This is a genomic window from Microbacterium aoyamense (assembly GCF_023155855.1).
GTDB classification, from domain to species: Bacteria; Actinomycetota; Actinomycetes; order Actinomycetales; family Microbacteriaceae; genus Microbacterium; species Microbacterium aoyamense.
The window spans coordinates 32,152-57,234 of record NZ_JAKNUT010000005.1; the positions used below are offsets into that span (position 1 = coordinate 32,152).

Below are 25,083 nucleotides of genomic sequence, written 5' to 3' on the forward strand. Positions count from 1 at the left end.
ACCCGCACATGTTCCGTCGCACCGCCTTCGCCGCCGTCGCTCTGCTCACGGCGGGCGCATTGGCGCTCGCCGGGTGCACGTCTGCCGCGCCTGCGCCGACCGCGACGGGTGAGGTCGATCCCGACGCGTCGGTCGCGATCCGGCTCGTGCTGGAGCCCGGCAACCTCGACATCCGCGAGACGGCCGGCGCGGCGGTGGACCAGATCCTGGTCGACAACATCTACCAGGGTCTCGTCTCGCGCACGCCCGAGCAGGACATCGTTCCCGCCCTCGCGTCGGACTGGACGGTGTCGCCCGACGGCTTGGAGTACACCTTCACGGTGCGTGAGGGTGTCACATTCCACGACGGGCAGGAACTCACCCCGCAGGACGTCGTGTGGTCGCTGGAGACGCGCAAAGCGACGCCCGCGTGGCGCGACTCGGCGCGTCTCGCGAACGTCGAGACGATCACCGCCGACGGTCAGGACGTCACGCTGACACTGAGCGAGCCCGACTCCAGCCTGCTGTGGAACCTCACCGGCCGCGCCGGGATCGTCCTCAAGGAAGACGACGGCGTCGACTACAAGACCGCAGCCAACGGCACCGGCCCGTTCACGCTGGCGAACTGGCGGCAGGGCGACAGCATCACGTTCGCGCGCAACGAGGAGTACTGGGGCGACAAGGCGAAGGTCGCCGAGGTCGTGTTCGACTACATCCCCGACAACCAGGCGGCGCTCAACGCCGCCCTCGCGGGCGAGGTCGACGCGCTCACCGGGTTCGACGCGAACCTCACCGAGCAGGTCGAGGCGTCCGGCGACTACCAGGTCGTGCTCGGCCAGTCCACCGACAAGGGCACGCTCGCGTTCAACCAGACGTCGGGCCCCCTCGCCGACAAGCGTGTGCGACAGGCGATCCGCCAGGCGATCGACCACGACGCCTTCCTCGAGGCCGCCCAGTCCGGCCAGACGCTGTACGGCCCGATCCCCGAGCTCGACCCGGGCTACGAAGACCTCTCGGACGTCGCACCGTACGACCCCGAGGCGGCCAAGGCGCTCCTGGCCGAAGCGGGCGAGGAGGACCTCGAACTGACCCTCACCATCCCGAACTTCTACCCCACGACGACTGCACAGATCCTCGTGTCGAACCTCAACGATGTCGGCATCACCCTCGAGGTCGATCAGGTCGATTTCGGCACGTGGCTCAACGACGTCTACACGAACAAGGACTACGACCTCAGCTTCGTGCTGCACACGGAGTCCCGTGACTTCGAGAACTGGGCCAACCCCGACTACTACTTCACCTACGACAACCCCGACGTCCAGCGCCTCTACAAGGAGTCGCTTGCCGCGACCGACGAGGCCGAAGCCGCGTCTCTGCTCGCCGAAGCGGCGAAGATCGTCTCGGAGGACGCCGCGGCCGACTGGCTCTACAACGGCGCCTCCGTCGTCGCTGTGGGCACTAACATCACGGGTATGCCCTCGATCGGTGCGAACGATCGCCTCAATCTCGCAGAACTCGCCAAGAGCAACGGGTGATCCGATACACGCTGACGCGACTGGCCCTGCTTCTGCTCGGGCTGCTCGTCGCCAGCGTGCTGATCTTCTTCACCCTGCGGGTGCTGCCCGGTGACGTCGCGCAGCTGATCGCCGGCACGGGGTCGACGCCGGAGCAGGTCGCCGCCATCCGCGAACGGCTGGGCCTCGACCAGCCTCTCCCTCTGCAGTATCTCGATTGGATCGGCGGGGTGCTGCGCGGCGACCTCGGCACGTCGCAGATCACCGGTTCGACCGTCGCGAGCGAACTCGTCGAGAAGGCGCAGGTCACGCTCCCGCTCGGCGTCATGGCGCTCGTGATCGCCGTGCTTTTCAGCGTTCCGTTCGGTGTGCTGTCGGCGATGCGCCGCGGCCGCGCCGACGGCACGGCTCTCAGCGTCGGCGCGCAGACGGTCGCAGCGGTGCCGGTCGTCTGGGCCGGGATGATGCTCGTGATCGTCTTCGCCGTGTGGCTCGGTTGGCTGCCGGCGCAGGGCTTCCCCCGCAGCGGCTGGAACGATCCGTGGGCGGCGTTCCGCGCCCTCATCCTCCCCGCCCTCACGATCGGCATCGTCGAGGGGGCGATGCTCCTGCGCTTCGTGCGCAGCGCGACGCTGCAGGCCGTCGGCCAGGACTACGTCCGCACCGCCGCGGCGAAGGGGTTGACGCGGGATGCCGCGCTCATCCGCCACGGACTCCCCGTCGTCGGGCTCTCGGTCATCACGGTGCTGGGTCTGCAGGTCGCGGGCATCATCGTCGGCGCAGTCGTGATCGAGCAGCTGTTCACGCTCCCGGGGATCGGGCGGATGCTGGTGGCCGACGTCGGAGCGCGCGACCTGCTCAAGGTGCAGGGCGAGCTGCTCGTGCTCACGGGGTTCGTGCTCGTCGTCGGGTTCGTCGTCGATCTGGTGCACCGGCTCATCGACCCACGGCAGAGGGAAGCGACATGAGCGACGACACGACCCCTCGCTCCGCCCCCGACGCCGCAGCCGATGCCGCCCGGTCGGAGAATTCGCGCTCGGCCGGAGCATCCGGCCCGAATTCTCCGACATCGGCGACATTCTCCGACCGTGGTGCGCGGGAGGGCCGCCTGGGTGATCGCGATGACAGCGACCGGGCGCCGAGCCGGTGGGCGTGGCTCGGGCGACTCTGGTCGCTGTCGACCGGGCGCTTCGGGCTCATCGTGGTCGCCGTCATCCTCCTGACCGCGATCGTCGCGGCGTTCTGGACGCCGTTCCCACCTCAGCAGGTCGACATCGCGAACCGCTGGGCGGGCCCGGGTTGGCCGCACGTCCTGGGGACGGACGGGTCGGGCCGCGACATCCTGAGCCTGCTCATGGCCGGCGCCCGCACGACGGTCTTCGTCGCGATCGGCGCAGGCGTCGTGGCGACCGTCGTCGGCGTCGCCCTCGCCGCGCTGGGGGCGCTCACGGCGCGGTGGATCCGCGAGTCGGTCGCCGTGCTCGTCGACATCCTCATCGCGTTCCCCGTGCTCATCATCGCGATGATGATCTCTGCCGTCTTCGGCGGGTCGCTGTGGGTCGTCATCTGGGCGGTCGGGATCGGGTTCGGCGTCAACATCGCGCGCGTGACGCGACCCGAGCTGCGGCGCGTGCTGCACAGCGACTTCGTGCTCGCGGGCAAGGCGTCGGGGCTCACACCGGCGCAGAACCTGCTGCGCCACCTCATGCCCAACGTCGCGCCGGTCTTCATCGTGCAGCTCTCGTGGGGCATGGCCGTCGCGGTGCTCGCCGAGGCGGGTCTGTCGTATCTCGGCGTCGGCGCGCCCCCGACCGAGCCGTCGTGGGGGCTCCTGCTCGCGCAGCTGCAGCAGTACATCACGGTGCACCCGCTCTCGGTGATCTGGCCCGGACTCGCGATCACGTTCACGGTGCTGGGGCTCAATCTGCTGGGCGACGGGCTGCGCGAGGCGACCGACCCCACGCTCACGCGAGCGAACCGCGCGCGGCGAGCGGCCGAGTCGCACATGCCCGAGGTGGTGTCATGAGCCTCGAGGTGCAGGACCTCACGATCGACATCGGCGGTCGCCGTGTCGTCGACGGCGTCTCGTTCTCGGTGCCCGACGGCGCTCGCGTCGGGCTCATCGGCGAGTCCGGCTCAGGCAAGTCGCTCACGGCGCTGGCGATCCTGGGCCTGCTGCCCGACGGCGCGGCGGCGGGCGGCTCGATCCGCTGGAACGGCCGCGAACTGCTCGGCCTGCCCGACCGTGAACTGGCCGGGTTGCGTGGCGACGAGATCGGCATCGTCTTCCAGGAGCCCCGCACCGCGCTCAATCCGATCCGGACCGTCGGCCGCCAGATCGCAGAGTCCATCCGCATCCACGAGAAGACGACGAAGAAGGATGCCGCGGCCCGCGCGATTGCCGAGGCATCCCGCGTCGCCCTCCCCGACCCGTCGACGATCGTGAGCCGCTATCCGCACCAGCTCTCGGGTGGCCAGCGCCAGCGCGTCGCGATCGCGATGGCGCTCGCGTGCCGGCCGCGGCTGCTCATCGCCGACGAGCCGACGACGGCGCTCGACGTCACGATCCAGGCCGAGATCCTCGAGCTCCTGCTCTCGCTCGTCGAGAGCGAGGGCATGTCGCTCGTGTTCATCACCCACGACCTCGCGGTGCTGTCGCAGATCGCGACGCACGGCGTCGTGCTCGAGCACGGGCACGTGGTCGAGGACGCTCCGGTCTCGAAGCTGCTCACGGCACCGGCATCCCCTGTCACGCAGGAACTCCTGCGCGACGCGACGGCGACCCTGTGGCGACCGGGAGGTGTCGCATGACCCTGCTCAGCGCGCGCGGGCTCACGCGCACCTACCGCTCCCCCGGCGAGACGTGGGGCCGGCCCGTGCTCACGACCGCACTGGACGACGCCGATCTCGACGTCGACGAGGGCTCGGCGGTCGGCGTCATCGGCGAGTCCGGGTCGGGCAAGTCGACGCTCGTCCGCCTGCTGCTGGGCCTGGACACGCCCACGGCGGGAACGGTCACGTTCGACGGGCGGGAGGTGGATGCCGCGGCCTCCGCCCGCTCGTTGCACTGGCTCCGCCGTGAGACGGGCATCGTCTTCCAGGACCCGTACGCCTCGCTCGACCCGCGCATGAGCATCGGCCGCATCGTCGGAGAACCGCTGTGGGCGCTCGGCATCGAGGGCGACCGCCGGGCGCGCGTGCGCGCGGTTCTCGAAGACGTCGGACTCGAGGCATCCATGGCGAATCGCTTCCCGCACGAGTTCTCGGGCGGCCAGCGACAGCGGATCGCGCTCGCCCGCGCGATCGTGCACAGCCCCCGCCTGCTCGTGGGCGATGAGCCGCTCTCGGCGCTCGACGTCACCGTCCGGGCGCAGATCCTGGAGCTGCTCGCCGAACTGCGCGCACGCGATGGGCTGACCCTCGTCATGGTGTCGCACGACATCGGCGTCGTCCAGAACCTCTGCGACCAGGTCGTCGTCATGAAGGACGGCCGCATCGTCGAGGAGGGGCCGACCGAGAAGGTGCTCCTGCAGCCGCAGGTGGCGTACACGCGGCGGCTCCTGGCATCCATCCCCACGATCGACCCGACCGCCTCGTGACGTTGTCGGGGCGCCTCGGTAGCCTCGGTGCTATGGCCCACGCGATCGTCCCTCCGTATCTGCTCGCTCGCATCGCCGCCGTGCAGGAGCCCACGTGGGCGCGCGCCGCGGAGGCCGCGCGAGCGACCCTCGCGGTGCCGCGGCCGTATCGCCCGGGGCGCACGCGCCTGCGTCTGTCGATCGAGGACGGCGGCACACTCGTCGCCGAGGCCGCTCCGGCCCCCGACCGCACGATCTCGGACGCCCAGCAGCGCGAGACCCTGCCGGGCGTGCGCGTTCGGGGAGAGGACGACCCGGCGACGGGCGACGAATCGGTCGACGAGGCGTTCGACGGCTTGGGCGAGACGTACGACTTCCTGTGGGATGCCTTCGGCCGCAACGGCCTGGACGACGCGGGTGGTCAGCTGCTGGCGACGGTGCATTACGGCCAGGACTACGACAACGCGTTCTGGAACGGCGAGCGCATGGTGTTCGGCGACGGCGACGGCGAGGTCTTCCAGGGCTTCACCGGCTCGCTCTCGGTCATCGCGCACGAGCTCGCGCACGGCGTCGTGGACGCCGAGGGCGGCCTCACGTATCAGGGTCAGTCGGGGGCGCTCAACGAGTCTTTCGCCGACGTGATCGGCGTGCTCACGGAGCAGCATGCGAAGGGGCAGGATGCCGCGTCCGCGACGTGGCTCGTCGGTGAGGGCATCTTCACCGACGCGGTGCAGGGCCGCGCGCTGCGATCGATGGCTGCGCCCGGCACGGCGTATGACGACGACGTGCTCGGCAAGGATCCGCAGCCCGGGCACATGCGCGACTACGTCGTGACGCAGGACGACAACGGCGGCGTGCACATCAACTCCGGCATCCCGAATCACGCGTTCCATCTGCTGGCTGTCGCGCTGGGCGGCCGCGCGTGGGAGCGCGCCGGGCTCATCTGGTACCGCACGCTCACGAGCGGCGAGCTCACGCCCGACACCGACTTCACGACGTTCGCGGCCGCCACCGTGCGCGCCGCCGAGACGGAGTACGGTGAGGGTTCGGAGGAAGCGGACGCCGTCCGAGACGCATGGGCGGGCGTCGGCGTCGACGTGGATGGACGAGACGAAGCCTGACGACGAGATCGTCGTCGTCATCGTGACCCGCACGGGCGGGATCGCGGGGCTGCGCCGCGCGTGGCGCGCTGAGCCTCGACCAGACGAGGCATCCGTCTTCGTCGACCTCATCGCCCGATGTCCCTGGGAAGCACCGGGCCCGTGGGACGAACCCGTGCCCGACCCCGCCGGCGCCGACCGCTACACGTGGTCGATCGCGGCGCAGTGCGGACCCGAGGAGCGCGAAGCGGATGTGCCCGACACCGACCTCACCGGGCCGTGGCGCGACCTCGTCGACGCCGTGCGGGACTGGAAGGCGCCGGAGGACTGATCAGCCGCCGAAGAGCTTGCGCTTCTTCTTGACCGGCTTGAGCGACTTCTGCAGGTAGATCGTGCCGAGCCAGCGGCCGAACTTGAAGCCGACCCGGCCCATGCGGCCGACCTCGACGAAGCCGAGTTTCTCGTGGAGGGCGATGGACGCCTCGGCTCCCTTGTCGCTGATGACGGCGACCATCTCGCGGATGCCGGCCTCTTCGCAGGCGGCGATGAGTGCCTCGAGCAGAGGCCGACCGAGGCCCTTGCCGGTCGCCGCCTGGCCCAGGTAGATCGAGTTCTCGACGCTGTAGCGGTACGCGGTCTTGCTCGACATGGGCTGCACGAGCGCGTACCCGAGCACCTGACCGGCGGGCGACTCGGCGACGAGGAAGGGGAGCCCTGCCTTCGCGAGGCCGGCGATCTTGTCACGCCACTGCTTCAGAGACCACTTCTTCTCGTCGAACGTCACGACCGAGTTGGTCACGTAGTAGTTGTAGATCTCGCGGATGTCGGGCACATCGCGATCCTCGACGGGTCGGATCGTGAACGCGAACGTGCGCTCGGGCTCCGGCGCCCTCCGCAGGTGGCGCGGCAGGCTGCGCCGGTCGCGGTCGTATTCCTCCTCGAGCATGGGGTCAGCCTACGACCCGCCAGTCGACGGGCTCCGCACCCTGCGCGCGCAACAGGTCGTTCGCGCGCGAGAAGGGCCGGGACCCGAAGAAACCGCGGCTCGCCGAGAGGGGTGACGGATGCGGCGACTCGACTATCGGCGTCTGCCCGAGCAGGGGGCGCAGGTTCGCGGCATCCCTCCCCCACAGGACCGCCACGAGCGGTCGGTCGCGTGCGACGAGCGTGCGGATCGCGTGCTCGGTGACCTTCTCCCACCCCCAGCCGCGGTGCGAGGCGGGCTGCCCCGGCGCGACCGTCAGCACGCGGTTGAGCAGCATGACGCCCTGGTCGCTCCAGGCCGAGAGGTCGCCGTGCGGGGCCCGCGGAATGCCGAGGTCCGCCTCGAGCTCCTGGTAGATGTTCGACAGGCTGCGCGGCAGGGGTCGCACGTGCTCTTCGACGGCGAACGAGAGGCCGATGGGATGCCCCGGCGTCGGATACGGGTCCTGTCCGACGATCAGCACCCGCACGTCGCCGAGGGGACGCGCGAAAGCCCGCAGCACGCGGTCGCCCGCGGGGAGGTAGCCGCGCCCGGCGGCCGTCTCGGCGCGAAGCCGCTCCCCCAGCGCCGCGATGTCTTGACCGACCGGCGCGAGCGCGGCGGCCCACGCCGAGTCGATCAGCCCCGCGTCGGCGAGCTCAGACAGCGTCAGCGCCATCGCGGGCGTCCTCGTCGATGACCGACCCCTGCGCCGACCACGGGAAGTCGATCCACAGATCGGTCGCCTTCCACGAGTAGTCGGGCTCGATGATCGTCGTGGGCTTCGTGTAGATCGTGACCGAGCGCACGTCGGCGCCCCGGCCCTTCAGCAGGTCGACGGCGAGTGCGAGCGTGCGCCCGCTGTCGGCGACGTCGTCAACGAGCAGCACCCGCCTGCCGTCGAGGTACGTCATGTCGAGTTCGGGCGGAAGGAGCTCCGGCGCGTCGAGCACCGTGCCGATCCCCGTGTAGAACTCGACGTTGATCGCGCCGCAGTTCTTAACGCCGAGGCCGTACGCGATCGACCCTGCCGGAAGCAGCCCGCCGCGCGCGATCGCGACGACGACCTCGGGTACGAAGCCGTCGGCGACGATAGCCCGCGCGAGGTCGCGGGATGCCGCGCCGAATCCATCCCACGTGAGCGTCTCGCGCGTCTTCTCCACAGTCCGTTCCTCCCGGTCGTCCTGCGTCCAGACTAGGTCTCGCGTGGTGTTAGTCTCGCCGCTGTGACCCGCGCCTCCTCTGCCGACCGCCCCCGCGGTTCGGCGCTGCGTAATTCTGCCTTGGGCATCACCGCCGGCCTCATCGGCTGGTTCATCGTCGTCGAGCTCGTGAGCGGACTACTGCAGGGCTACTACGTGCCGCTGTTCAGCGACATCGTGCACGAGCTCGGCATCCACGATTCCGACGTCAACTGGTTCGAGGCGGCGCAGCTGCTGCTCTCGGCGCTCGTGCTGCCGATCCTCGCGAAGCTCGGCGACATGTACGGGCACAAGAAGATCCTGCTCATCTCGGCGATCCTCACGGCGGGCGCGAGCTGGTGGCTCGCGTTCTCGGGCGACTTCTGGTCGTTCCTGATCGCGTGGGCGCTGCAGGGCTTCTACGTCGTGTGGCTCCCGCTCGAGATCGCGCTCATCTTCGAACGCGGTCGGCGTCAGAACCGCGGCGTCTCGACGACGCGCCGGGCGGCGGGCCTGCTCGTCGTGGGCCTGCAGGCGGGTGCGATCATCGGCGCCCTGGCCGCCGGGCGCATCTTCGCCGCCACGGGCGACCTGCAGACGACCCTCTTCATCCCCGCGATCGCCGTCACGCTCGTCGCGATCGTGATCTGGCTCGCCGTGCCCGAGTCCGAGCCCCTGCCCGGCCGCAGGCTCGACACGTGGGGCTTCGTCATCCTCGCGTGGGGCCTCCTGCTCGTCACGGGCGCTCTCGTGTACATGCGGATGATCGGCGAGCTGAACCTCGGCGCGAGCGGGTGGATCTGGGTCGGCGTGCTGCTGGCCGCCGGTGTCGCGATGTTCTGGTGGTTCGTGCGGTACGAACTGCGGCAGGAAGACCCCGCGATCGACATCCGTGTGCTCCGCAAGCCCGAGATGTGGCCCGTGCAGGCGACGGCATTCCTCGTCGGGATCAGCCTCCTCGGCGCCCAGGGGCCGCTCTCGACATACGCGGGTACGGACTCCTCACTCGGCTACGGGCTGGGACTGGATGCCACGGACCGCTCGAACATCATCGGCGTCTACCTGATCTCGCTCATCATCGGTGCCGTCGTGTTCGCGATCACGTCGCGAAAGGCGAGCCCCCGCGTCATCCTCATCGTCGCCTCGGCGCTCGTCGGCATCGGCTACCTGCTCTTCCTGCCGTTCCACACGGAGCTGTGGCAGGTGCTCCTCAACCTCATGATCGCGGGCATCGGCTCGGGCGCGCTCGTGGCGGCGATGCCCGCCGCCGCGGCCGCGGCGGCGCCGCGCGGACAGACCGGCATCGCGTCGGCTCTGACGAACACGACCAAGACGATCGGCGGCACGTTCGCCTCGGCCGTCTTCGGCGTCCTCCTCGCCGTCGGCGCGGGCACCGTCGCGAGCCAGACCGCGGCATCCCTCGGCGGTTACCTGGCCGTATGGGCGATCTGCGCCGCGGGCGGCTTCGCCGCGGCGGCCGTGCTGTTCTTCGTCCCGAAGGTCGCGTTCGCCGACACCCTCCCCGAAGAGCTCGAGCAGACCGCGGGCGAGTCGCAGATCATCTGACCCTCCCCAGCCTGAGTAGGGGGCGGTCCCTTCCCCGATCGGCGGGGGGTCAGGCGGGGTCGGCGCTCGGACGCACGGTGAGCGGGCCGCGCGCGAGCAGGTGCTGGGCCGACTGCGCGACCGGACGCATCGTGATCAGGTCGAGGTTGACGTGCCCGGGCGCGTTCAGCGCGTACGCGATCACGTCGGCGACGTCTTCGGCCACGAGCGGATTCTCCACGCCCTCGTAGACCCGCTCGGCGGCGTTCTGGTCGCCCGCGAGGCGATTGAGCGTGAACTCGGGCGTGTAGACCATGCCTGGAGCCACCTCGATGACGCGGATGGGCTCGCCGTTGAGCTCGAGCCGCAGCACGTGGGCGAGCATCGCCTCACCGGCCTTCGTGGCGTTGTATCCGGCGCCGCCGGGATACGGCGACTCGGCCGCCGTCGAGGTGACGAAGAGCGTGTCGGCGTGGCCGGTGGATGCCGCGGCCTCCCGCAGCTGCGGAAGCAGCGCCGCGACGAGACGCTGCGCCGACAGGACGTTGACGTCGAACATCCACTGCCAGTCTTCGGCGCGACCGTCTTCGACGCGGTCGGTGCCGCGGGCGCCGCCGGCGACCTGCACCAGCGCGTGCACGGGGCCCGACGACGACAGCCAGTCAGCGAGGGCGTCGACATCCGTCTGGTTCGTGAGGTCCGCCGCGAACGCGACGGCACCCGTCTCGATCTCGAGCTGCTCGAGGCGATCCGCGCGTCGCGCGACGGCCACGACATCCCATCCCCGGGTTCGCAGCAGCCGCGCCGTCGCCTCACCGATACCCGAACTCGCTCCCGTGACCACCGCACGTCTCGTCGTCGCCATGTCTCCACGCTACCGCCGGCAGGTTACGTAACATTTCCCTTCCGTTGTTGACAGGCACGCGGCATCCTTACTCTCGCTTCAGGCCCCGACGACCGCCGCCGGCCATCAGATCCATCAGGAGCAACTCATGTCCGCACCCGAGAACTGGCGCTTCGAGACCAAGCAGATCCACTCCGGCGCCGCGCCCGACCCCGTCACCAAGGCGCGCGCCACGCCGATCTACCAGACCACGTCGTACGTGTTCGACAACGCCGACCACGCCGCGAATCTCTTCGCCCTGGCCGAGTTCGGCAACATCTACACGCGCATCCAGAACCCGACGCAGGGCGTCGTCGAGGAGCGTCTGGCGGCGCTCGAAGGTGGCACCGGCGCCCTCCTCGTCGCGAGCGGCCAGGCTGCCGAGACCTTCGCAGTGCTCAACATCGCCGAGGCGGGCGACCACATCGTCTCGTCGTCGTCGATCTACGGCGGCACGTACAACCTGTTCAAGTACACGCTCGCCAAGCTCGGCATCGAGACGACGTTCGTCGAGAACCAGGACGACGCCGAGGAGTGGGCCGCAGCCATCCGCCCCAACACGAAGCTCTTCTTCGCCGAGACGATCGGCAACCCGAAGATCAACATCCTCGACATCCGCAAGGTCGCCGACGTCGCGCACGACAACGGCATCCCGCTCATCGTCGACAACACGATCGCGACGCCGTACCTCATCAAGCCGTTCGAGCACGGCGCCGACATCGTCATCCATTCTGCGACGAAGTTCCTCGGCGGCCACGGCACCGTCATCGGCGGCGTCATCGTCGACGGCGGCACGTTCGAGTGGTCGAAGAACGTCGACAAGTTCCCGGGCCTGACGGTTCCCGACCCGAGCTACCACGGCGCCTCCTACACCGCTGCCGTCGGCGACGGACTCGCGTACATCATCAAGGCTCGCGTGCAGCTGCTGCGCGACCTGGGCGCGGCCATCTCGCCGCAGAGCGCGTGGCTGCTCATCCAGGGCATCGAGACGCTGTCGCTGCGCATCGAGCGGCACGTGCAGAACGCGCAGGAGATCGCCGAGTGGCTCGAGAACCTCGACGACGTCGCTTCGGTCAACTACTCGGGTCTGCCGACCTCGCCCTGGTACGCCGCCGCGAACCAGTACGCCCCGAAGGGCGTCGGTGCCGTGCTGTCGTTCGAGCTCAAGGGCGGCGTCGAGGCGGGTCGCGAGTTCGTCAACTCGCTGACGCTCTTCAGCCACCTCGCGAACATCGGCGACGTGCGTTCGCTCGTCATCCACCCCGCGTCGACGACGCACTCGCAGCTCACTCCCGAGCAGCAGCTCACGACCGGCGTCACGCCGGGTCTCGTGCGCCTGTCGGTCGGACTCGAGAACATCGACGACCTCAAGGCCGACCTCGAGCAGGCGCTCGCGGCCGCGCGCAAGGTCTCTGAGGCCGCCCGCGCCTGATCCCACGTGCAGGGGGATCGGATGCCCCGCCACCGCGCTCGCGCGGGGGCGGGGCATTCTGCATCAGGCCTCGAGGTCGTCCTCGAGTTCGGCCTCGGTCAGCGCGTCACCCGGAACCGGCGTATGGAACAGCGACGGCGCCTCGTGGTCGACCGGGATCGGGCCCTGATCGGGATCGACCTCGCCGAAGAGCACGTCGACGTCGCCGTCGATGTCGCGCTCGGTGTCGGGGGCTTGCGGCTTGGCTTCATGAGCGGGCATGAACGGTTCTGCGGTCGACATGGCCGCATGATCCCACACGCGCGCGACCGGACGGTGAACGACGGCTCGCGTCAGGCTCCGGACGCTTCCGCCCAGCGCAGCACGCGGAGCGCACGGAGGGTGACCCACCGGCTCGGGAAGCCCTCGCCCTCGCGCTCGAACGAGAAGAGCGTCGGCCCCTCGTGCGTCAGCTCGAGCGGCCAGAGCCCCATCGGCAGACGCTTCGACCGCAGCAGCGCGAGCGGGGGCGCGAAGCGCGGATCGTCGGCCGATCGGGTCTGACGGAAGTAGTCGAGCGCTCGCGGCACGTCGTAGTACCAGCGCGGCGGGTACGAGGCCATCGCGAACCGCGGGTCGATGAGGGTCCCGTCGGACTTGCGGTTCATGAGCGAACGCTCGAGCAGATACTCCTCGGCCGCGAGCCGGGCTGCGCGCGAGGCATCCGTCCCGCCGGTCGCCTGCTCCCACGCCCACAGCCCCTCCAGTACGCAGATGGTCGAGTGGAACGACGAGCGGCTCGTGCCGTCCTCGTCCCAGCAGTTCCAGCCGCCGTCGGCGAGGCGGCCGCCGAGGATCGTGTCGACGATCGGCGTGACCTGTTGCCCGAAGTACGCCCCGACGGCGAGCGCGATCCCGTTGATGCACGGTTCGACCTCACCGTCGAAGAAGCGCTGGCCGTCGTGATCCCAGCGCACGTTCTCGCGCACGAGTTCGATCGCGCGCATGACCGCGGGGTCGGCCGGATCGACGCCGAAGTCGCGCAGCTGCTGCAGCGAGAAGTGCGTCGCCGTCCACGCATCGAAGAACGGGCGATCCTCATCCACCCAGCCGGGGCGATACGTGCCGCCGTCCCAGCGCCCGTCCGCCGCCTGTTCGCCGAGGAGCCGCGCACCCCATCCCTCGTGCGCCACTCGCGCGCGTTCGGCCGCGACCTCGGCTGCCGAGGCATCCGTCAGGTCGCGGAGCACCTGCCAGCGGATCGAGGGGTCACCTTCGAGCAGGTAGTCGACGACGTCATCCATGCCACGCATGCTAGACCGCCCCGGGGACACAGCCCCGCCCGCCCCGCCCCGCGAACCCACACGATTCCGGTGAACCCACAGACTCCGCTCGACAAAGCCGTGTGGGTTCGACGGGAGCATGTGGGTTCGGCGACGCCAGAGGCATATCGTGAGCGGATGGATGCCGCGACCCTCGACCGCGTGCGCGCGTACTACGACGACTTCGGCCGCCGCTGGGCGAGCGGCACATCGCCGCTGTACGAGGAATGGGCGCTCGGGATCGCGGCGGACGACGACCTGATCACGCGCATCGCGGGGCTCGACCAGCGGCTCCGGCAGGCGAACCTGCTCTTCGCTTCGGCGCGTTGGCTCGGCTGCCCTCTCGTGCCCTTCCCGGAGTGGTCGACCTGGCTGCGCGCGCATTGGGACGACGTCGTCGCCGTGGCCGGTTCACGATCGACGCAGACCAACGAGCCCAATCGATGCGCGACGCTCCTGCCGGTGCTGAGCCGCATCGCCGGTCCCGTCGCCCTCCTCGAGGTGGGCGCGTCGGCCGGGCTGTGCCTGTTCCCGGACCGCTACAGCACGCTGTACGAGACACCCTCGGGGAGCACCCGGCTCGACCCCGTGACCGGTCCGACGGAGTTCGCCCTCGCGTGCCGCATCGACGAAGACCCGCCGACCCGGATGCCCGACGTCGTCTGGCGGCGAGGCATCGACCTGAATCCGCTCGATCCCACCGATCAGGATGCGATCGACTGGCTCGCGACCCTGGTGTGGCCCGGGCCGGATCACGACGCCCGCGCCGAGCGCCTGCGCGGCGCGGCCGCGGTGGCGGCGGCGGATCCGCCCCGGATCGTGCGCGGAGACCTTCTCGACCTCGTCGCCGAGGTCGCGGCATCCGCGCCCGCCGACGCGACCCTCGTCGTCTTCCACAGCGCCGTCCTGCTCTACCTCGACGCCGCGCAGCGCCGCCGCTTCGCCGACCTCGTCAGCACGATCCCGTGCGTCTGGCTCTCGAACGAATCGACGGGCACGCTCCCCGAGTTCGACGCGCAGGTGCCGGATGACCTCGACACCTCGCATCGGTTCGTCCAGACCGTCGACGGCCGTGCCGTCGCGCTCGTCGGCGGGCACGGTGCGGTCTACGAGACGCTCCCCTTCCGGTCGTAACAGTCGCCGAGCCGCACGATCCATCCGGGAGGATGGAGGCATGGACTGGCAGTCATCCGAAGACACCGTGCCCTCGGCACCGGTGACCGAGGCTGACGCCCGCCTGCTCCTGGGCCGTCCGCCCGCGACGGGCGCGTGGCGCGACGGCGATCCCGTCGGCGACCGCCGCTTCGCCGCCTTCGGTGCCTTCCGCACCGAGGGCGGTGCCGAGCTTCCCGGCTACCGCCTCGCGTACGAGACGTGGGGCGAGCTCAACGCCGCGCGCGACAATGCCGTGCTCGTGCTGCACGCCCTGACCGGCGACAGCCACGTCCGCGGGACCGCGGGGCCGGGGCATCCGACCTCCGGCTGGTGGGACGACCTCGTCGGGCCCGGCGCTCCCATCGACACCGACCGGTGGTTCGTCGTGGCGCCGAACATGCTGGGCGGATGCCAGGGCTCGACCGGCCCGTCGAGCATCGCGCCCGACGGCTACGAGTGGGCGAGCCGCTTCCCGTACCTCACGATCCGCGATCAGGTCGCAGCCCAGGTCCGCCTCGCCGACGCACTCGGCATCGACGTGTGGGCGGGTGTCGTCGGCGGCTCGATGGGCGGCATGCACGCGCTCGAGTGGTCCATCGGCCTCCCCGACCGCGTCGCGCGGGTCGGCATCCTCTCCGCGCCGCCCGTCAACACGGCGGACCAGATCGCGCTGAACTCGGTGCAGCTCGAAGCGATCACCATCGACCCGCGCTTCCAGGGCGGCGAGTACTACGACGCCGCGGACGGCGACGGACCGACGCGCGGCCTCGCGCTCGCGCGCCGGATGGCGCTGCTCAACTACCGCTCCCCCACCGAGCTCAATCAGCGGTTCCAGCGGTCGTGGCAGTCGGGCGTGAGCCCCCTCGGCCACGGCGGACGCTTCGCCGTCGAGTCGTACCTCGACTTCCACGGCAACCGATTCACGCGCCGCTTCGACGCGAACAGCTACCTGATCCTCGTCGAGGCGATGAACTCGCACGACATCGGGCGTGATCGGGGCGGAGTGGATGACGCGCTCGCGCGCATCACCGCGACCGCCCTGGTGCTGGGCATCGACAGCGACCGGCTCTTCCCGATCGACGGGCAGCACCTGATCGCCCGCGGCATCCGCGACTCGATCAGCGACGACGGCGCCGTCGTGCTCACGAGCGACTTCGGCCACGACGGCTTCCTCATCGAGACGCCTCTCGTGGGTACCCACGTGCGGCGACTGCTCGAGGGCTGACCGTCAGGCTCGGCGGCGCCGCAGCACGAGGAACGCCCCGAGCGCCGTGAGACCGAGCGCCACGAGGATCGCGATGCCCTGGAACGGCGCGCCCGTCGGGGGCAGCTCACCGCCCGGGAGCGAGGCGGAGCCGCCGCCTTCCCCCTCGACGGGCGGATCGACGGGCGGGTCGACGGGCGGCTCGGGCGGGGTGAGGGCGAACTCGACGACGTCGAAGTTGTCGGCGCTCACGGCGTCCTGCGCCGCCGACCCGACGAGGGCGCCGTTCGAGAACGACGTGATCGAGGGATCCGTCGAGACGGTGAGCAGGATGCGGGTCGTCGCGCCGACGGCGAGCGCTCCCCCTTCGCAGGTGACGACCTCGATGCCCTCGGGGTTCGTCATCTGGCACGCGGCACCCTGACCCGAAAGGAAGCGCATGCCCTCGGGCAGCGAGTCGCTCACCACGACGCTGGGCGCGTTCTGCGGCCCCTTGTTGGTCACATCGAGCGCGAAGACGACGGCGCTGCCTGCGACCGGATCCGGTGTGACGACGGACTTGTCGATGGCGATGTCGGCGATGACGAAGGCGTCGAACGTCGCCGACGCCGAGTTCGATGCGGGATCGGAATCGGACGTGGACGAGGCGGCCGAGACGGTGTTGACGACCGGGCCGGGCTCGATGTCTTCGGGCAGGTCGACGCGGATCGTCGCCGAGACGGCGGCTCCCGGTGCGAGCGTCGACGCCGTGCACGTGACCTCGCCTCCCGCGAAGTCGCAGGTCACGCCGTCGCCCGCGACGACGTCCACGAAGTCGAGTGCGGCGGGCAGGGCATCCGTCATCACGACGTCCGACGCCGTCGATGGGCCCTGATTCGTCACGCCGATCGTGTAGGTCGCGCGTCCGCCCGCGGCATAGTTCGCGGCATCCGCCGTCTTCGTCACGACGAGGTCCGCGGACTGCACGATGCTCACCGTCACTTCGCTGCGGTTGTCGTCGATGTTCGGCTCGCCCGTGACGGCCGAGGCGACGGCACCGAGGTTGACGACGTCCATGGCCGCCTGGTCGGGTGGGATGCGTCCCGCGACGCGCACCGTGCGGGTCTCTCCCGCGGGGAGCGTGCCGATCGCGCACGAGACGTAGGTCGCCGCAGGATCCACGATCTCCGTGCACGTGGGGTCGGAGGCCGCGGGGTCGAACACGATCTGCGACGGGAACAGGTCGCCCACCTCGGTCTGCACGGCGTCCGACGGCCCTGCGTTCGTCACGACGAGGCTGAAGCCCGCGAGTCCGCCGGCGGCGAACTGCGGCGCGTCGGCGACCTTGGTGATCGACAGATCGGCGACCGCCACGACGTCCTGCGTGACGCTGCCGGTGACGGTGGCCGAGATCGGCGACGACACGCTCGCCGTGTTGGTGACGGTCGGCGTGCCGGCGAGGCTCGCAGCGGCCGTGCCCGACACCGTGATGAGCACCGGCGGCGGTGCGGGCAGCCGGCCGGGCCCCAGCACCGTGCCCAGTTCGCACGTGACGGTGCGCGGGGGCGTGATCGTGCACGTGCCCTGCGTGCTGGTGGCCGCGATCGGAGTGAGACCTTCGGGCAGCTCGTCGACGACGACGACGTCGGGGGCATCGGACGCGCCTTCGCGGGTGACGTCGACGACGTTCTCGACGTCGATCTGATAGCTGAAGGCCGTGCCGGGGATGATGTCGGACGCCCCGTCGCCGTTGATGTCGTCCCCACCGAGGACGCTCTTGTCGATCGTGAAGGTCGCGACGGGATCGGTGATCGTGACGGGTGCCTGTGAGGTGTTGTCGGCGGGATTCGCGTCGGCCGTGCCCGACGAGAGGTTGGCGGCGTTCACGTACGTGCCGGGCGTCGCGTTCGAGAGCGAGAGGCCGTCGACCTGCACGCGCCAGCTCGCGGCGCCGGGCGCGAACACCGGCACGTCGCCGATCGGACACTGCAGGTCGCCGCCGCTCCACGAGCATTGCGCCGTGATGTCGACGGGATCGACGCCGGGCTTCACGAGCAGGATGCGATTGACGTGGAAGTCGGTCATCGTCGAAGAGTCGACCAGGAGGACGTCGCGGGCGATCGACGGACCGGCGTTGCGGATGTCGATCCCGTAGCCGATGTTGGTCCCTGGCGGCGCCGACGAGGGCGTCGTGAAGCCGAAGTCGGGCAGATCGAGCGAGTACGAGGACTTGACGACGTTGAGGTCGGCGATGGTGGTCACGGGATTGGTCACCGAGACGAGGTTGTTCGACGAGACCGGGTCGACCCGATCAGGATCGGTCAGGGTGATCTCAGCGGTGTTCGTGAGCAGGGTGCCCTCGGGGAGCGCCGCGTCGACGATCACCGTGACGGGGAAGACCGCCGCGAACTGGTTCGGCACGGTCGGCAGGTCACAGACGATCAGATCCGGCGGCGTGAACGTGCACTCGGGCACCGACGAGACGAACGTGACGCCGGTGGGCAGAGTGTCGACGACGCGAGCGGACGAGGCATCCGACGGCCCGAAGTTCAGCGCCGCGACGTAGTAGGTGACCGTCTCACCGGCGGTGAACGATCGAGGCGGCGTGCCGGGGGGCGGCGGTCCGCCCGTCGTGTCCCACTTGAGCACCGCGAGGTCCGAGATCGCGCGCGCCGTCACGGTCGCCGTCGCGGTGTTGTTGCCCGGTGCGGGGTCGGGAGTGCTGCTCGTGACGGTCGCGGTGTTGACGGCCCCCGCCTGCAGATCGAAGTCGGCGGGAACGTTCATGCGCACTGCGAAGGTCGCCGTCGCCTGCGGATCGAGGTCGGCGACGGCGCACGACAGAGCGCCCGTGCAGTTCACCCCCGGACCGGGATCGACTCCGAGGAGCGTGAGCCCGGCGGGAAGCGCGTCTGCCACGACCACATCACGCGCCGTCGACGGTCCGGTATTGGACACCGTGACGGTGAAGGTGACGTCCTCGCCCGCCGCGGGCTGCACGGGGTCTGCCGTCTTCGTGATCGAGACGTCCGCCGCGGTCGTCACGACCGTCTCCACCGTCGCCGCATCGTTCGTCGGATCGGGATCGGCCGTGACGGTCGACGCGGTCGCCGTGTTCGAGATGGTGCCGGCGGCGAGGGTCGGCGCGACGTCGGCCGTGACCGTGATCGTGGCCGAGGATGCGACGCCCGCGGCATCCGGTCCCGGCACATCGCCGAGGTCGCATGTGATCTCGGCCGCCGTCGCGCAGGTGCCGCGGCTCGAGACGACACTCGTCGCGGTGAGACCGGTGGGCAGCTGATCGGCGAGCGAGACGCTCCGCGCCGTCGACGGCCCGTGGTTGGTCACGACGATCGAGTACACGACCTGCCCGCCCGCGCGCGCGTCGCTGCTCGTCTTGGTCGTCGCGATATCCGCTTGCGGTTCCGCGGTCGTGACGGTCGCCGACGCCGAGTTGTCCGACGCGTCCGCATCGGGAGTGCTCGATGAGACCGTCGCGGTGTTGACGAGCTCGACGCCGCTCGCGGTATCGGGGAGCACGCGGGCCGTCACGGTCATGGTCATGCTCGCGCCGGGTGCCAGCCGTGGGATGGTGCAGCGCGCCGTCTCGGCTGACACGTCGCACGCTGCACCGGGGGCCGAGGCGTTCGTCAGCACGAGAGCGGCATCCCCCGCGGAGTCGGTCGCCGTGACGCCCACGGCATCGGATGGCCCGTCGTTGGTGACGGTGACGGTGTACGTCGTGGAGTCGCCGGGGGTGATGGATGCCGCGGCCGACGTCTTCTCGACACGCAGGTCCGCCTGCGTGGTGAGCGCGACGGAGGCGCCGGCTGCGTTGTTCGAGGCGTCGGGGTCGGAGCTCGCGGAGGAGACGGCCGCGACGTTGACGACGCTGAGCGCCGTCGAGCTCGAGGGCACGTCGATGACGATCGACGCATCGACGGAGGCGCCGTTCGCGATCGTGGGCACCGTGCACGTCACGACTGCTCCGGCCGTCGCGCAGCTTCCGCCCGGCACCGTCGCCGAGGCGAGCGTCACTCCCGCCGGGAGCTGATCGGTGATGACGACGTCGCGCGCGAGGTTGGGGCCGTCATTACGGACCGTCAGCGTCGAGGTGATCTGTCCGCCCGCGAGGCCCGGGTCGGGACTCATCGACTTCGTGAGCACGAGATCGGCGACCGTCGCGACGGGGATGAGCGCCGGCGCCACCACATAGGTCAGCTCGCGGCCCAGTGTCGTGGCGGTGTAGTCGAGCACGGCCGCGTTGCGCAGCGTCGTGCCTCCGGCATCCGGCCCCACCGCTACGCGCACGCGCGCCTGCCAGGTCGCGCCGATGCCGATCGTGCCGGCCGTGCAGGTCACGGTGCGATCGGACCCCGTGCACGTGCCCGCGCTCGGCTCCGCCGAGAGGAAGGTCGTACCGAGCGGCAGCGTGTCGGTGACGACGGCGTTCGTCGCGGGGTCCTGGCCGGTGTTCGGATAGGTCAGCGTGTACTCGAGCTCGTCGCCGGGCAGCGCGGGATTGCGGCCCGCCAAGTTCGTGACGGTCTTGGTGCTCGTCGTGAAGTCGGGCGCGAACAGCCGGATGGCCGTCGTCACGACGCCCGGGAAGTAGCGGTCGCCCGTGCTCTCGAGCGAGATCGTGGCGCTCGTCGCGCCGTTGGGGATGCCGCTGGCCGCGAGGTTCTTGACGTCGTACCCGAACATGTTGACGTGGGCGGGCGCGCGCGTCGCGACACTCGTGCCGTTGTCGTCGTTCGTGCCGTTGAAGAAGTTGCTGCCACGCGAGAGCGGCGTCGTCGACAGAAGCGTCGCGTTGAGGCGCGCCGAGTCGCCCGACGTCGAGAAGTCGCCCTCGTACGCGATCATGCCGAGCTGCGTCTCGACGGGGCCCGAGACCGGCGTTCGGAAGCCCGAGAGGTTGATGACCTGAGGTTCGTCGCGTCCCACGTCGGCGAAGCCGTCGAAGACCGTCAGGCTCCGCAGCGGGAGGCCCGGCGCGCGGAACACGACGACCAGCGACCACCCGGCGAAGCGGTCTTCGCCGGTGCCGGCGACGACGTTGGCACCCCAGTACGCACCAGGGCCTGCGCTGCGCACGAGCGCCGTCACGTCGGCGAACTCCTGATACGCCTGGTCGCCCGAGGTCGGGCCGAAGCTCGCCTGCGACGTGACGCTCGTGTAGGCCGTCGCGCCCGGTGGGCGCAGCGCCATGACCCGGCGATCGCCGACGCCGGCAACCCCACCCACGCCGCGACTGACGCGTGCGCCCCAGTACAGTCCCGCCCACAGCACCTCGCCGTCGGGAGGGGCGATCACCGTGGAACTGGACGAGTTGAATGTCGACGGATCGGTGTCGGCATCCAGGTTCGTCATCGGGAACCCGTTGTTGTTGAGCGCATTCGTGCCCGCCTGCGCGCCCGCGCATCGCGCGTCCGTGGTCGGGCAGGTGAGCAGGTTGTTGCCGAAGACCGTCACGGTGCCGTTGTCGTCGGCCGAGAAGCGCGCCGCGAACGGCACGATCGGCACCGCGAAGCCTGTGCTCGGCAGCATCGCGACAAGCAGAACGGCGAGCAGGGCGCCGACCACGCCGGTCCGCCACCACCCGTATCGGATCCCCCCGGGCTCAGGCACTGGCCCCAGGCTAGACCCGGACCCTTCGTCCTGTCACTCGTCGCGCGAATACACCCACGGCAGCGCGCCGACCTCGAGCCGGTGGCGGGCGGATGCCTCGGAGTCCTCCACGTCGTACTGTGCATCGCCCTGCCACAGCAGCATCGGCCCGGCGGAGCCGCTTCGCGCGACGGTATCGAAGCGAGCGGTGCCCGCGCGACGCGCGGCGTGCATCGCCTCATCTGCCGTGCGGCCGCCGGCGAGGCCGTGGAGTGTGACCCAGGTCGGCGGGTAGAGGGTGAGTTCCCCGCGTCCATGCCGATCCAGGATGTCGTCCGGGCGCTCCCAACGGGCGCTCACCGCCTCGTCGGCTGACAGCACGAGGTCGGCGACGGGCGCGGCGGCGACGAAGAACCACGTGCGGATGCGCAGTGCGATGCCCGGCGGAGGATCCCAGACCGAGAGCGTGGCCAGGTCGCCGGGGTCGAGAACGACCCCTGTCTCCTCCCACGTCTCGCGCACGGCGGCGCGCCGCGCGGCATCCTCTTCCCCACCCTCTCCCGCGTCCACGGGCTCGAGCTTTCCGCCCGGGAAGACCCACGCGCCCGCGAACGAACCGCGGTCGGGCCGCTCGATGAGCAGCACCTCCATCCCGTCGACGCCGTCGCGGACGAGCACGACGGTCGCCGCGACGGGGATCGCCGGGTCGGTGCCGTCGCCCGCGACGCGGGGCCGCGCGTGCCCGATCGTGTCGGCGAGCGCTCGGGTCACACGGTCGTCGGGAGTCACGCGATCCACCCTAGGCGGATGCGCGTGGGCCGGCGGTCAGGCGGGAACGCGCACAGCTCGGCGGTCGAGCGCGAAACTCCAGAACGCGAGAGCGAGTCCGCCCAGTGCGAGCGCGACGCCCACCCACGGCGGAGCGACGAAGCCCCATCCGACGGCGATGACGACGCCACCGAGGAACGCGCCCATGCTGTTGCCGATGTTGAGAGCCGAGTGGTTGAGGGCGGCAGCGATCGACTGGTTGTCATCCGCGACATCCATCAGGCGTGTCTGGATGGCGGGGCTGAGGCCCGCCGAGACGAAGCCCGTCGCGAAGACGAAGAACCCGAGCGCCCAGATCCAGTGCGCGGTGGCGGCGAGCAGTGCCAGCACGAGGGCGAGGGCGACGAGCCCCACGAGAATCGCGCGCTTGAGGTCGACGTCGGCGAGATGTCCGCCGACGAGGTTGCCGATCGTCATGCCGAGGCCCATGAGCACGAGCACGATGGGCACCACCCACTCCGGCGAACCCGCGACGTCCGTCACGAGCGGCGCGACGTAGCTGTAGACGGCGAAGAAGCCGCCGAACCCGACCGCGCCGATCCCGAGCGCGAGCCACACCTGCCCGATGCGGAAGACCTTGAGCTCCCGCAGGAACGTCCGACCGGGATCCCCCTCGTGCTCGGGCACGAAGAACGCGATCGCAATGGTGGCCGCGGCGAAGATGCCCGCGACGACCATGAACGCGGCACGCCAGCCCACCTGCTGACCCAGGAACGTGCCCAGCGGGACGCCCACGACGTTGGCGACCGTGAGCCCCGTCAGCACGAACGCGACACCCTTCGCGCGCTTTCCGGGGCCGAGCACATCGGCGGCGACGAGGGCGCCGATGCCGAAGTAGGCACCGTGAGGCAGACCCGCCAGGAATCGGGATGCCGCAACCAGCTCGAACGTCGGAGCGAGGAAGGTCAGCGCATTGAAGGCCGTCAGCGCGAGAGCGAGGCCGATCATGACGCGATGGCGTGGGAACCGCGCGACGCTGCCGGCGATCGTCGGCGCACCGACCACGACGCCCAGCGCGTAGAGGGTGATGAGCCAACCCGCCTGGGCGATCGCCTGGTCCGGCGAGGCCGCCCACTGCGTCGGCAGCAGGTCCTGCGCGATGTTCGGCAGCAAGCCCATGACGACGAACTCGGTCATGCCGATGCCGAAGCTGCCGATGGCGAGGGAGAGGAGCGCCCACATCGCCGCACCCCTCTTCGTCGAAGAGGAGGTCACCGCGCCATGCTACTGCGCGAAGAAGCGTATGTCGAATCGATTCGACAGCATCAATCCCCCTCGCCGAGATCGCTCTCGGCGAGGGCGTTCTCGAGGCGCTCGATCTTGCCGTCGAGCTCACCGGCGAACCCCGGTCGGATGTCGGCCTTCAGCAAGAGCGACACGCGGGAGCCGAACGGCAGAACCGCCTCGGTCGCGCGCTTGACGACATCCATCACCTCGTCCCACTCCCCCTCGATCTCGGTGAACATCGACGTCGTCCGGTGCGGCAGACCGCTCTCGCGGACGATGCGCACGGCGGCGGCGACCGCGTCGTGGACGCTGCCGTCGGCGCGGCCGGTGCCGCTGGGTGCGACGGAGAAGGCGACGAGCATGAGGGCTCCTTCGATCTAGAGGATGGATGACGGGCGTCGCACGCGCGCGAGCTCGACGACGGACCACACGAACAGCGCGACCAGGAGGAGATTGCGCGCCGTGAGGATCGCCACGGGGCCGGGCTCGGCGTACATCACGCCGAGGTACGTGAGCGGGTAGACGAACTGCGTGAGGAGCGCGGTCGCCAGAGCCGCGACGGCGAACCCGCGCCAGCGACGGCGATCGATCGCGAGGGCGAGCACGAGAGGTGCGATGAGCCACACCTGGAACTGCGGCGAGCCGACCTTGTTGAGCACGATGAAGCCGAGCGTGACGGCGAGTGCGAGCGGCGGGAAGAGGCGGACGAAGGATGCCCCGCGCACCGCCTTCACGGCGCCGAGCGCCGCGACCGCGGCGAGCACGACGAACAGGAGCGGTGTCATGACGGCGCTCACGACCTCGGCGCCCGGCCCCTGCACCTGCAGGGTGTTGAGCGCCTGGTCGTAGACGATGGCAGAGTCCGGCATCCGGAACACGACGCGCCACAGCAGGTACGCGCTCACGGGCGCCTCGAGCTGCAGTCCGCGGCCGGTCTGTCCGCCGACGAAGCCGAGCGCGTGCGTGATTCCGCCGAGCGCGAGGATGCCGAACAGCACGACGGCCGTCGTGACCGCGGCACCCGTGAAGACGGCGAGCCGGCGACGGACGACGATGAGGGCGGTCAGCAGGAGCGCGGCCGGCCAGACCTTGATCCACGTGCCGATCGCCAGGAGAGCGGATGCCAGCACCGGCCGCCCGACGAGCCACAGGCATCCGGCGATCGCGAGCGGGACGGTGAGCGCGTCGATGCGGTACATGCCGACGGGGCCGAGTGCTACGGCGAACGCGAGCCAGAACCACGCGGCGAGCACGCGGCCCTTCGACCGCGCCGAGCCGATCAGCAGAGCGAAGGCGAGGGCGTCGCACAGGGTCACCAGGATCGCCCAGGCGATCTCGTAGCCGCCGAAGAGGTCCGCCCACGTCTGCACGACCACCATCGGGACGATCGCGAGCTGCGGATAGACCCAGTCCGCCGCGATGCCCGGGATGCCGCCGCCGGTCAGCGCCTGCCGCGCCCACGGCCCGTATGCGATCGACAGGTCTCCCATCGGCTGCGTCGGCCAGACGAACCCCGAGGCGGCGACCGCGAGATGGACGAGCACGAACGCGATCCACAACCACGCTCGCCTCGACACGGTCTCCATCGTAGGCGGGCGGC

General features: G+C 70.4%; 22 protein-coding genes. 11 read left to right on the forward strand and 11 right to left on the reverse strand.

Annotation, left to right across the window (positions count from 1 at the left end):
- Positions 1–8 precede the first annotated feature (8 nt).
- The 7 genes from MA876_RS13580 to MA876_RS13610 are packed head-to-tail and all read left to right on the forward strand — an operon-like array spanning position 9 to position 6,502.
- Positions 9–1,514, forward strand: a complete 1,506-nt coding sequence (locus MA876_RS13580) for an ABC transporter substrate-binding protein (RefSeq protein WP_248150306.1) — start codon at positions 9–11, stop codon at positions 1,512–1,514.
- Positions 1,511–2,461 carry an ABC transporter permease gene (locus tag MA876_RS13585; RefSeq protein WP_248150309.1) on the forward strand — a complete coding sequence of 317 codons (951 nt, stop codon included), beginning with the start codon at positions 1,511–1,513 and terminating at the stop codon, positions 2,459–2,461. Before MA876_RS13580 ends, MA876_RS13585 begins: the two co-directional genes overlap by 4 nt.
- Positions 2,458–3,519 carry an ABC transporter permease gene (locus MA876_RS13590; protein ID WP_248150311.1) on the forward strand — a complete coding sequence of 354 codons (1,062 nt, stop codon included), beginning with the start codon at positions 2,458–2,460 and terminating at the stop codon, positions 3,517–3,519. Before MA876_RS13585 ends, MA876_RS13590 begins: the two co-directional genes overlap by 4 nt.
- Entirely contained in the window at positions 3,516–4,304 is a 789-nt protein-coding gene (locus MA876_RS13595; RefSeq protein WP_248150313.1) for an ATP-binding cassette domain-containing protein, read from the forward strand. Before MA876_RS13590 ends, MA876_RS13595 begins: the two co-directional genes overlap by 4 nt.
- Positions 4,301–5,092, forward strand: a complete 792-nt coding sequence (locus tag MA876_RS13600) for an ABC transporter ATP-binding protein (RefSeq protein WP_248150315.1) — start codon at positions 4,301–4,303, stop codon at positions 5,090–5,092. Before MA876_RS13595 ends, MA876_RS13600 begins: the two co-directional genes overlap by 4 nt.
- 32 nt (positions 5,093–5,124) lie before the next feature.
- The gene (locus MA876_RS13605; protein ID WP_248150317.1) at positions 5,125–6,192 is read left to right on the forward strand and encodes a M4 family metallopeptidase; all 1,068 of its coding nucleotides are present in this window, start codon (positions 5,125–5,127) and stop codon (positions 6,190–6,192) included.
- A complete protein-coding gene (locus MA876_RS13610; RefSeq protein WP_248150320.1) occupies positions 6,173–6,502 on the forward strand; it encodes a protealysin inhibitor emfourin in 330 nt (109 codons plus the stop codon). Before MA876_RS13605 ends, MA876_RS13610 begins: the two co-directional genes overlap by 20 nt.
- Here the strand turns inward: MA876_RS13610 and MA876_RS13615 are convergent, their stop codons facing one another.
- Genes MA876_RS13615 through MA876_RS13625 form a run of 3 tightly spaced genes read right to left on the reverse strand, consistent with a single transcriptional unit; the run spans position 6,503 to position 8,298 of the window.
- Complete coding sequence (locus MA876_RS13615) at positions 6,503–7,117, reverse strand: GNAT family N-acetyltransferase (RefSeq protein ID WP_248150322.1); 615 nt, start codon at positions 7,115–7,117, stop codon at positions 6,503–6,505.
- A gap of 4 nt (positions 7,118–7,121) precedes the next feature.
- Positions 7,122–7,814, reverse strand: a complete 693-nt coding sequence (locus tag MA876_RS13620; RefSeq protein WP_248150324.1) for a uracil-DNA glycosylase — start codon at positions 7,812–7,814, stop codon at positions 7,122–7,124.
- Positions 7,795–8,298: a phosphoribosyltransferase gene (locus MA876_RS13625; protein ID WP_248150326.1), complete on the reverse strand. Its 504-nt coding sequence runs from the start codon at positions 8,296–8,298 to the stop codon at positions 7,795–7,797. The genes MA876_RS13620 and MA876_RS13625 overlap by 20 nt, the downstream gene beginning before the upstream one ends.
- Before the next feature lie 63 nt (positions 8,299–8,361).
- Between MA876_RS13625 and MA876_RS13630 the strand changes: the two genes are divergently transcribed.
- Positions 8,362–9,882 carry an MFS transporter gene (locus MA876_RS13630; protein ID WP_248150329.1) on the forward strand — a complete coding sequence of 507 codons (1,521 nt, stop codon included), beginning with the start codon at positions 8,362–8,364 and terminating at the stop codon, positions 9,880–9,882.
- 49 nt (positions 9,883–9,931) lie between these two features.
- Here the strand turns inward: MA876_RS13630 and MA876_RS13635 are convergent, their stop codons facing one another.
- Positions 9,932–10,726 (reverse strand): SDR family oxidoreductase, encoded by a 795-nt coding sequence (locus MA876_RS13635; RefSeq protein WP_248150332.1) that lies wholly within the window; start codon positions 10,724–10,726, stop codon positions 9,932–9,934.
- 127 nt (positions 10,727–10,853) lie between these two features.
- On the opposite strand from MA876_RS13635, the gene MA876_RS13640 reads away from it, so the two are divergent.
- Positions 10,854–12,176 (forward strand): bifunctional o-acetylhomoserine/o-acetylserine sulfhydrylase, encoded by a 1,323-nt coding sequence (locus tag MA876_RS13640; RefSeq protein WP_248150335.1) that lies wholly within the window; start codon positions 10,854–10,856, stop codon positions 12,174–12,176.
- A gap of 63 nt (positions 12,177–12,239) precedes the next feature.
- On the opposite strand, the gene MA876_RS13645 is transcribed toward MA876_RS13640, so the two are convergent.
- Positions 12,240–12,458, reverse strand: coding sequence for a hypothetical protein (locus tag MA876_RS13645; protein ID WP_248150338.1), 219 nt, complete (start codon positions 12,456–12,458; stop codon positions 12,240–12,242).
- 50 nt (positions 12,459–12,508) lie between these two features.
- Positions 12,509–13,459, reverse strand: a complete 951-nt coding sequence (locus MA876_RS13650; RefSeq protein WP_248150340.1) for a hypothetical protein — start codon at positions 13,457–13,459, stop codon at positions 12,509–12,511.
- A 156-nt stretch (positions 13,460–13,615) separates the two neighbouring features.
- Here MA876_RS13650 and MA876_RS13655 point away from each other — a divergent pair, with 156 nt between their 5' ends.
- Positions 13,616–14,611, forward strand: coding sequence for a DUF2332 domain-containing protein (locus tag MA876_RS13655; protein ID WP_248150342.1), 996 nt, complete (start codon positions 13,616–13,618; stop codon positions 14,609–14,611).
- Between the two features lie 40 nt (positions 14,612–14,651).
- Positions 14,652–15,857: a homoserine O-acetyltransferase MetX gene (gene metX, locus MA876_RS13660; RefSeq protein ID WP_248150345.1), complete on the forward strand. Its 1,206-nt coding sequence runs from the start codon at positions 14,652–14,654 to the stop codon at positions 15,855–15,857.
- 3 nt (positions 15,858–15,860) lie between these two features.
- Here metX and MA876_RS13665 read toward each other — a convergent pair whose 3' ends face one another.
- From MA876_RS13665 to MA876_RS13685, 5 genes are all read right to left on the reverse strand, one after another.
- Positions 15,861–21,449 carry a CLIPPER-2 domain-containing protein gene (locus MA876_RS13665; RefSeq protein ID WP_248150349.1) on the reverse strand — a complete coding sequence of 1,863 codons (5,589 nt, stop codon included), beginning with the start codon at positions 21,447–21,449 and terminating at the stop codon, positions 15,861–15,863.
- A 33-nt stretch (positions 21,450–21,482) separates the two neighbouring features.
- Complete coding sequence (locus MA876_RS13670; RefSeq protein WP_248150352.1) at positions 21,483–22,217, reverse strand: NUDIX hydrolase; 735 nt, start codon at positions 22,215–22,217, stop codon at positions 21,483–21,485.
- A gap of 36 nt (positions 22,218–22,253) precedes the next feature.
- A complete protein-coding gene (locus tag MA876_RS13675) occupies positions 22,254–23,438 on the reverse strand; it encodes an MFS transporter (protein WP_248151118.1) in 1,185 nt (394 codons plus the stop codon).
- 83 nt (positions 23,439–23,521) lie between these two features.
- Positions 23,522–23,845, reverse strand: a complete 324-nt coding sequence (locus MA876_RS13680) for a thiamine-binding protein (protein ID WP_248150355.1) — start codon at positions 23,843–23,845, stop codon at positions 23,522–23,524.
- A 15-nt stretch (positions 23,846–23,860) separates the two neighbouring features.
- On the reverse strand, positions 23,861–25,060 hold the full coding sequence (locus tag MA876_RS13685) for a glycosyltransferase 87 family protein (protein ID WP_248150357.1): 1,200 nt from the start codon (positions 25,058–25,060) through the stop codon (positions 23,861–23,863).
- Positions 25,061–25,083 lie beyond the last annotated feature (23 nt).